The organism is Anaerobiospirillum sp. NML120449, from assembly GCF_023051105.1.
In the GTDB taxonomy this organism is placed as follows: domain Bacteria; phylum Pseudomonadota; class Gammaproteobacteria; order Enterobacterales; family Succinivibrionaceae; genus Anaerobiospirillum.
In genome coordinates this window covers 1-8725 of the sequence record NZ_JALKIL010000072.1, presented here as the reverse complement: position 1 = coordinate 8725, position 8725 = coordinate 1, and the positions used below count along the sequence as shown (strand labels likewise).

Annotated in this window: 7 protein-coding genes and 1 pseudogene; 4 read left to right on the top strand and 4 right to left on the bottom strand. The window is 47.9% G+C overall.

Going from position 1 to position 8725, the window contains the following annotated elements; all coding sequences use genetic code 11:
* The first annotated feature begins 272 nt into the window (after nucleotides 1-272).
* The gene (locus MXE41_RS12660) at nucleotides 273-869 is read left to right on the top strand and encodes a manganese efflux pump MntP family protein (protein ID WP_247100801.1); all 597 of its coding nucleotides are present in this window, start codon (nucleotides 273-275) and stop codon (nucleotides 867-869) included.
* A 144-nt stretch (nucleotides 870-1013) separates the two neighbouring features.
* Here MXE41_RS12660 and MXE41_RS12655 read toward each other — a convergent pair whose 3' ends face one another.
* The gene (locus tag MXE41_RS12655; RefSeq protein WP_247100799.1) at nucleotides 1014-3209 is read right to left on the bottom strand and encodes an acyltransferase family protein; all 2196 of its coding nucleotides are present in this window, start codon (nucleotides 3207-3209) and stop codon (nucleotides 1014-1016) included.
* A gap of 244 nt (nucleotides 3210-3453) precedes the next feature.
* Here MXE41_RS12655 and MXE41_RS12650 point away from each other — a divergent pair, with 244 nt between their 5' ends.
* Nucleotides 3454-3693 (top strand): hypothetical protein, encoded by a 240-nt coding sequence (locus MXE41_RS12650; RefSeq protein WP_247100797.1) that lies wholly within the window; start codon nucleotides 3454-3456, stop codon nucleotides 3691-3693.
* A 100-nt stretch (nucleotides 3694-3793) separates the two neighbouring features.
* Here the strand turns inward: MXE41_RS12650 and MXE41_RS12645 are convergent, their stop codons facing one another.
* The 3 genes and pseudogenes from MXE41_RS12645 to MXE41_RS12635 all read right to left on the bottom strand — a co-directional run.
* Nucleotides 3794-4459 carry a YigZ family protein gene (locus MXE41_RS12645; RefSeq protein WP_247100795.1) on the bottom strand — a complete coding sequence of 222 codons (666 nt, stop codon included), beginning with the start codon at nucleotides 4457-4459 and terminating at the stop codon, nucleotides 3794-3796.
* Nucleotides 4460-4923: 464 nt separating this feature from the next.
* The gene (locus tag MXE41_RS12640) at nucleotides 4924-5907 is read right to left on the bottom strand and encodes a flagellin (protein WP_247100794.1); all 984 of its coding nucleotides are present in this window, start codon (nucleotides 5905-5907) and stop codon (nucleotides 4924-4926) included.
* A gap of 68 nt (nucleotides 5908-5975) precedes the next feature.
* Nucleotides 5976-6179, bottom strand: a pseudogene (locus MXE41_RS12635) (flagellin); the annotation flags it as partial.
* A 199-nt stretch (nucleotides 6180-6378) separates the two neighbouring features.
* Here MXE41_RS12635 and MXE41_RS12630 point away from each other — a divergent pair.
* Both MXE41_RS12630 and MXE41_RS12625 read left to right on the top strand, forming a co-directional pair.
* Entirely contained in the window at nucleotides 6379-7731 is a 1353-nt protein-coding gene (locus MXE41_RS12630) for a hypothetical protein (RefSeq protein WP_247100792.1), read from the top strand.
* Nucleotides 7732-7761: 30 nt separating this feature from the next.
* On the top strand, nucleotides 7762-8725 hold a 964-nt coding region (locus MXE41_RS12625; RefSeq protein ID WP_247100789.1), incomplete at its 3' end, for a transposase.

Genomic DNA, 8725 nt, shown 5'->3' with positions numbered 1-8725 from the left:
TATGACTCATACTCATTAACGAGAGCTTCAAAAGCTGCAGGACTCATAATATGACCATTAGATTCAACCAGCTTCTTTTCCTCAATGAACCTGTTTCTTATCTCGTTAATTTTCTGCTCAGTAAGTTTCATAAGACCTTGCTCCAAATAACTTATTTAAGCCAATTTCAGCAAGTTCTATGCCTGAAAATTGTCAATATTTTTGATTTGTCAAGGCATTTATGAACTATTTTTTTGATTTTTGAACCATGTCATTCATAATTTCGCCGTACATTGTCTGTTGATGCTTTCGTGTGCTCACTCATAGCTGGACGCTTCCCTATGAGCCGTGTCCAGCGCATGGTAACCGGCAGCTCGGTGGCTATAAGCTTTGGCTTTTTCCAGTTTTTTATGCCGGTACTGGGATTTATCGCCGGAAATCGGCTGCATGACAAGGTAGCAGCCTTTGATCACTGGATAGCTTTTGTCCTGCTGGCAGGGGTATCCGCCCAAATGCTCAAAGAAGCATGGGGCAAAAGAGACGATGAGCAAGACTCAGATCAGAACTGCTCATCTGAAAGCGATCGCGGCCGCCTCATGATGATTGGTATTAATACCCTGCTTGCCATGGCTGTAGCAACCTCCCTTGATGCTCTTGCTGTAGGAGTATCTTATGGTCTGGTCAGTGACAGCATTATGCTGCCAGCACTTATCATCGGCCTTATCTGTGCCGTATGCTCCCAGTGCGGTTTTTCCATGGGGCAGGCCCTGTCCAGGCTGCGTAGCCTTGATTCCCTTCTTAACACCATTGGAGCCCTGGTACTGCTGGGTATTGGTATCAAGGTACTTGTTGAGCACGATGCCTTTGCGCAGCTTACAGCAATTGCATGACCGGGCTTATCTCAGACCAGAAGCCCTGACCTCTAATCAAACAGAGCAGATTTGAAGCTGCCTGAAAAAGCAAAGCCCTCTGTCTACTTTTCAGACAGAGGGCTTTGTTATTTCAGGCCATGGCCCGAAACTTCATTTCAGAATTTAGAGATTCTCATCAGAGACGTAGTTGTCGCCTGCAAGACCGGCCTTCTCAAGCTGCTTTTCCTTTTGCTCAGGTGTCAGCTCAGCAGCAGGCTTTGAAGATGATGAACCATCATCGGACTCATCCTGTTTGTCTGCGTCGTCATAATCTGGAGGCGGAGCATCGTCAGCATATCCCTCAGGAGCTTCACCAGCTTCAGGAGATGGAATATTCTCATCTTCAAACTCGGTACGGACACGGCCCTGATCTACACCAATCTGAGAAAGAATGTAGGAAACAACCTTGATGGATCCGGCCCATGAGTAATGCAGACCGTCCTGATATACAGGAATAAACTTGCCCACCAGGATCTCGCAGTTGCCATCAACACAGATAGCATCGTTTGGATCGATATACTTTACCGGCCAGTCCTTTTCATCAAGACCCTTATTCTGAGGCAGTTCAGAAATGGCTTTATAAAGTATGTCGTTGAAAGGAATCTCGTTGAGCTCCTTGTTCTTGATGCAGGTAAAGTGCGATCTCAGGAACTGACTGAGAGGGTTCTCAAGAGCATGCAGGAACATACAGGTACTGCCCACATCAAATACGGTCTGACGAGGAGTTCCCAGAACATATACCTTGCGATCCTTAAACTGACGGGCCATGAGCTCCAAATCACGGATTACAGCCTGATCAAAAAGGTGCTCCGGTACCTGGTAATCATTCTTGCGGCGTACCAGAGAGCTGCGGTAACGTGGCCAGTCCTGAGCAATAACTACAGGAAGGTCAGGATTATCGGCTACAGCTTTCTTGGCATGGGTATAACGGGTAGCACACTTCTTGTCTATGTAACCCTCAGAGCGACGGTTGACATAGGCGCGCCATGAATAACAGCCGTCACGGAATACGGTCACTACATGCAGGCCACGGTCAATGAGATCAAGAGCATAGTGACGGGCAAAGCTGTCACCAATAAGCACGAAGTCAGGCTTGCGCTCCAGATCACCAATGGAGTTAACCTTACCCTCAAAAGGTACGGTATGGCCGCCATACTGGGCGTAGCGGGTTACCTCATGATTAAGGCGGAAAGTAGCACCGTAGCTGGCTACACTCCAGGTTCCACAGACAGTGGCTACGTATACGACGAAGAATACCCAGCCAAAGTTACGTCTTCTCTCCACCAGATAGTGCAGCAGCACACCAAGAATGAAGATAGGAATCAGCAGCTCCAGACACCAGACATTAAAGCCCAGCTTGGTTACAAAGACGATTAATGGCCAGTGAGCAAGGTAAATGGCATAAGACCACAGACCAAGCTTCTGGAAGACTACATTGCGCAACAGCGAGTTGGTATTGTTGGCAGCAATACACAGCCAGGCACCGAATAATGGTGGCAGAGCCCATAAGGTAGGCCAGCCATGGGCATCATCAACAAAAGCCAGAGAGACAAATATGATGATAAGACCACCGGCTTCAGCGGCCCTTGGAGTAATGGAGCTGATAAGGCGGGCCAGGAAGTCAGGCATGGCACCACGACGGGCTGCACTCTGGAACCAGCTTAAAGGATAGAACCAGGCCAGACCACCAAAGAGCATTTCAAATGCTCGTGATGGCAGAATGTAGTATGAGTAGCGTGGATAATTGGTAGTCAGGTAGCTGGCCATGATTACGGACAGAACTGTCATTACCAGAATGGTACGTCCAATGGACGGGATATCCATGATACGGCGCAGACCCAGAATGATGAGCGGGTAGAACATGTAGAACTGCCACTCAACAGACAGTGACCAGGTATGCAGGAAAGCCTGATCAAGAGCCGAATTGCCAAAGTAGTCTGTCTTCTGGGCAAAGTACATGTTGGAGACAAAGAGCAGTGCGCTGAATGCCTCTCGGGTCATGCGCTTGAGATCGCCTTCACCTATCAGGAGCATGGCCAGAAGTACGAAGACTATGACCGTAACCATCAGAGCAGGACAGATACGCTGAGCTCTTCGTTTATAGAAGTCATAAAGACTGAAGTTGCCCTTTTCCACACCCTTCATAATGATCATGGTCATCAGATAACCGGAGATCACAAAGAAGATGTCTACACCGAGGAAGCCACCTCGCATCCAGGTAAACTCAGGTGTGAGGACGTGCACCAGATGGTAAATGGTTACCGACAAAACTGCGATGGCTCGCAGTCCGGTTATGTCCATTCTCAAGTCTTTGGCCATAGCCATATCCCTCAAATCAGCCTTACGGTAATAACATGTGAACTCTGGAAATATCCAGAACGCAGGCTGTTCTCAACTAATGTTTTCACAAATCTTAATGAAGCACAGCAGCACCTGTTCCCGTCGGAAAATGCTGCAATGCAGGCTTAATGCTCAGACTGACAGCTCCACAAATTACTGAAGTCAGGCACTCAGGCACTCAGGACCATGCGCACAGGACAGGACCGCCCTGCAAAAATCAACTGTGGGTGAAATATATACTGAAACTGATATGGCCTGTAAGCCACGGATAAACAACACCAGCCAACAGGCTCATGAACCTGAACACGAGCATGAGCACAGGCATGAGTACGAACACAAGCGTGAGCACAGGCATGAGTACGAACACAAGCGTGAGCACAGGCATGAGTACGAACACAAGCGTGAGCACAGGCATAAGCACGAGCGTGAACATGAGCATGAGCATGCCATGAAATCATGGTGAAGACAGGATGATAACCATCCTGCCATCAGCTCCTCGTAATACAACACTCACCGCCCATAACCTGCACACAGAGCTGTCAGAGTGTTATGAGCGGGCATTATCAGGTACGGGCGATAATCTTTAGTGAGCCCTTGGTCATATCGACCAGCACACGCTCGAGATTATCGGCCTCGTGTACAGGCAGAACTATGTCGAAATAAGCTATTTCAGCGTAGTTTTCCTTAACTACAGTAGCTCTGAAATCAGGCAGCATATGCTGCAGCTTAGGTATGTAGCGGTGCTCCAGACCAATGCTCATGCGGGCAGCAATCATACGCTCGGTAACCGGCAGAGTCTGCAGTGCCTCCTGAACAGATCCCTGATATGCCTTTACAAGACCTCCAGTACCCAGCAGCACTCCGCCAAAGTAACGGGTTACTACGGCAGTAAGCTCACCTACTCCGCAGTGCAGCACTACGTTAAGCATAGGCTGTCCTGCTGTGCCCTTTGGCTCTCCATCATCAGAGCAGCCGCAGAAGGCTGTAGAGCCGGGAGCTGTAGCATTGAATGCAAAGCAGTTATGACGGGCATCTTTATACTCAAGAGAGACCTGATCAATAAAAGCCTTGGCCTCATCAACTGATGGAGTATGAGCAATGGTGGTAATAAAGCGGCTGCGCTTGATTACAATCTCATTGACATGAAACTGGCCAGGTTTAAGAGCAGGCACCTGATAGCTGTCCTTTGCTGCATCCTTTGCACTGTCTTTTCCTTTATCCTGAGCCATGGCACCGTCCTTTAATGTCTGAAAACTGGACAGATTATCCCATAATCATGCCCCTCGCACCACAAAAAAGCGCCCCATATCACGCGACCATCCATACAAGGTCACGCCCTTCACCCTGACCTCACAGATCATAACCACGGCAAGCTCAACCAGCTATTACCTGCTACGCAGCCGCACCAGTACTGACTTACCGGCAAATGTCCTGTCAAACAAAATCATCATCACGACCAAACATCCACCAATCAGGCAAAGCCCAAAACACGTCAGTGATAAAAGATCCCGAAAGTAAGAAAAAACTCAATAAACACACCCTGCCCCTGCAACGCCACGGCATTTTGACTTCTGACTGAATGGGATAACTTGCGATGATTTAAGAACAAAAAAGCCCTCGGGCAGTAATGCCTGAGGGCCTTTGGTACAGATCCTGTTACCAGGACCTGTCTTGTACAGATTTATGTCGTAGCTTAGCCTAACAGGGACAGACCAAGCTGTGGACGGGTGTTAGCCTGCATCAGCATGGAAGTAGCAGCCTGCTGGATAATGGACTGCTGTGACAGGTTGGCAGACTCTTCGGCGAAGTCAGCGTCACGAATTCTGCTGCGGGCATCAGACTGGTTGGCAGAAACGTTAGCCTGGTTACGAATTGAGCTTTCCAATCTGTTTTGTAAAGCGCCAAGACCAGCTCTGGAACCGTCAATAGCAGCAATCATCTTGTCCATGCCAGCGATTGCAGCCTCAATATTTTCTGTGGTGTCGAGCTTAATTTCTTGCAGATCCTTAGTATTGCCCTGATTGTTAAATTTAGCGAACTTAGCAAGATCCTGATCAGTAACACCGCCATTCTTTGCAATCTGAGAGAACTTGGCTGATAAAACATCAAAGGTAATGGTATCGCCCTTATTGGCTCCTACCTGCAGGGTAAGAGTACCCTTTGAGCCACCACCAGCGGCGCCACCAGCCTGTCCGGCTGCCTTACCGTAAATAGTATTCTCTACCGCAGCAGCACCACCTTGACCAGCGCCATCAGCTCCGTCCAGAACTAACTTGCCACCAAATCTTGTCTGAGTAGCAATACGTCCGATTTCCTTTGCCAGAGCAGTAGCTTCCTTGGACAGGGCAGCACGGTCATCAGCAGTGTTGGTGCCGTTATTGGCCTGAACAGCCAGAGTACGAATCTTCTGGAGCATGCCAGTCATTTCGTCCATGGCGCCTTCGATGGTCTGAGCCAGAGCAATACCATCGGAGGTATTACGGTTACCCTGGTTGAGACCGTTGATCTGAGTCGTCAGACGGCTGCTGATTTGCAGGCCGGCGGCATCGTCCTTGGCGCTGTTAATTCTCAGGCCCGACGAGAGTCTCTGGTATGTGGTCGTCAGCTGATTCTGTACGTTATTGAGATACCTGCGGCCGTTTAATGAGCTCACATTAGTGTTTACGTATACTGCCATTTCCTAACCTTTTATAAAGCAAATTCTGTATCTTAGAATTTATAAGGATATCTGATTCTGTTATGGCGTTAGCCTAACAGGGACAGACCAAGCTGAGGACGTGTATTGGCCTGCATCAGCATGGACGTAGCAGCTTGCTGGATAATGGACTGCTGTGACAGGTTGGCAGACTCTTCGGCGAAGTCAGCGTCACGAATTCTGCTACGGGCATCAGACTGGTTGGCAGAAACGTTAGCCTGGTTACGAATTGAGCTTTCCAATCTGTTTTGTAACATAGCCACACATCAAAAAAAGCAAAATTTGCTTAATTAAAGCCCCAAAAGTAGTATCTAGTTTTGGGGATTTTTAAACTGAAAATGATGTATCTATGGACTGATAAAAAATAGCGATAAATCGCTAGCAATTACAACTCAAAAATGGTAAAATTGGGGATCCGTTTAGATTTCTATGTAAATGGAGGAATCCCCTAGTGTGCCACATAATAATATCATCGACAAGGACTGTCAACGCCGCAGCGGCCAAAATTGCCAGGCAATTTTTCCATATATACCTATTTTTTCCGGAGGAAATGCTGTTTTTCTCGCCCAGAAAAACTTTAGCGCCAAGCCTTTTGCATGCTTTAAGGAGCCGATAGCCTGGAACTTTGTAGGTCCATTCAAGCCGATAGACATCAGCTTTTGTCTTGAAATTGACTTGTCCGACAAGTGTGAATCGGTTTCAGCTGAGCGCAGCATGCGCAGATGCCGTGCTTCGATCAATCGAAAGCACAGAAATACCAAGCTTCCTAAAGGAAAGAAGAGCAAGAGCCTTAAGAAGCGCGGTAAAAAGGGCAGAGAGGCTCTTAGTACGCATAGAAACTCTACTAGAGAGTTTCGCTCCAAGTATAAAAAGAAGGTGAGACTTCGCCGCGCCAGGAGGGTTTTTGCCATCGTTAGACTTCTGCGCAAGGACCTGAATTCTGTCGAATATATCGGCAAAAAGGCGATTTCTATTCTTGCCCCGTCAGTACTGGACAATGAACATGACTTTCATGATCAGTTCCTGAAGAACACTGACTCTGTCTGCGATGTACCAGAGACCTTTCTGGCGGCATCGGTACGTACCTGTCTTGAGCTGCATATGGATCAGACAGACAAACATGACATTCTTGGGGTTAGTAACTACTGTGATAAGGACATTGCTCTTGAGCTTGCAATCCTTGAAGAAAGATTCAGGAAGGAGCCGGGTCATTATGGGCAGATGTTCCTGACCGAGGATTGTTATCGCGGTTTTAAATCATTTGATCATGCTACCGGGAATGCAGACTCAGACAAGGATGAGGATAAAGCCCGTGGCGAGTCCCCTGCAGATGCTTCAGATGGTGGTGCTGCTGAAGAAACTGTTGGTGATACCCCAGCAGATTCTTCAGATAGTGGTGCTGTCGAAGAAACTGGGTGTGATCCCCTGGCAGATGCTTCAGATAGCGTGGCTGCTGAAGAAACAGTGCCTGGTGCACCGGATGCGGAAACCATGCAAGAGCTCATGGAGGGGGTTGACGGCGAGGAGGAAGATAAAAAGGGCAAAGCTTTGGAGGAGGCTTTTGGCATAAGCAGCCTTGAGACCAGACTGCCCGAGGATCAACTGCCGAAAGTTGATATAAAACTCGGCTTCGCCAACAAGAATGTCTATGTTTCTGGGAAATATGTAGGAAAGGAACGCCCAAGATATCATGTCAGGATAAGGGACTATACCTTTAAATTCACTGTTGCTGATCTGGTCAATCCTGACGTGATCGATGAGGTGTTTAAAACACTTGGATCTACCAGCAGGTCCAGGAAGTTTTAGCCATCAGAGCTGATTCTGTCTCTTGGACAGGTGATTGAGCAGCAGCGTCCTGCTAATGGAACAATGTGCATAAGTTCCATTTCCAGATGCGTCAGGGACGACTTCGACATCAGCAGTAACAGCATCATTTCATGGATGGCTGACCCTGATTTTACCAGGGATTTTGTAGATTACTCCTCTGTGCTGATGCAGATGATCTACTTCGAGAGTAAAAGACTTGCCCTGATGTCTAACGATGCTGTGACCAGAAAAGTCCTGAGCTTTTTGAAGCTGCATTCGTATGATGACATCGTGATTCAGGATGGCTCATACGTTCAGGCTTACGTTCAGTCAGGCAACTATTATGATACGAGCGGCTCTGGCGCGCTGCGTAAAAGCAAGCGCCCTGATGGTCATAAACACAGGGGCGAGACCAGGAATCACCAGCTCAAGTATCATTCAGCATACTCACTGTCGACCATGACTCCGGTATATATCCATATCACCGAGGGCACAGGAGCTGAAAACCACAATGTTAACTACGGCGTCCTGAAAAATATGGGCAAGGTCCTGTTCTGCGGTGACCGTATTTACCTTGATTTCATCAATATAATCAACCTGCAGGAGAACGGCATCGATTTCGTTATACGAGAGGCTACAGGATGTCAGTTTAAAATCCAGGAATGCCGTACAAATCAAGGTTTTGTACTGAATGAGCTGGCAGGGCATAAAATCAACAGCAAGGAGGTTATTCAGGCTGCCGCAAAGTACGGGCAAATTGAAACAATGGTCATTGCCCAGCGAAGTATTGAATTGCACCGCTTACCGGAGCATTTCATCGGAACGTACTCCGCAACACCCAAGAAACCCGACCAGAAGTCAGTTACCACTACTGCAGATAAGCCTGTCAGGGTTAATGTTTACTATAACGATGCTGTTAAAGCTGAGGAGCAGGACAGTCTGCCTCAACATAACAGACGTGATCAGTGCATGTATATCATCACCAGCCTTGACT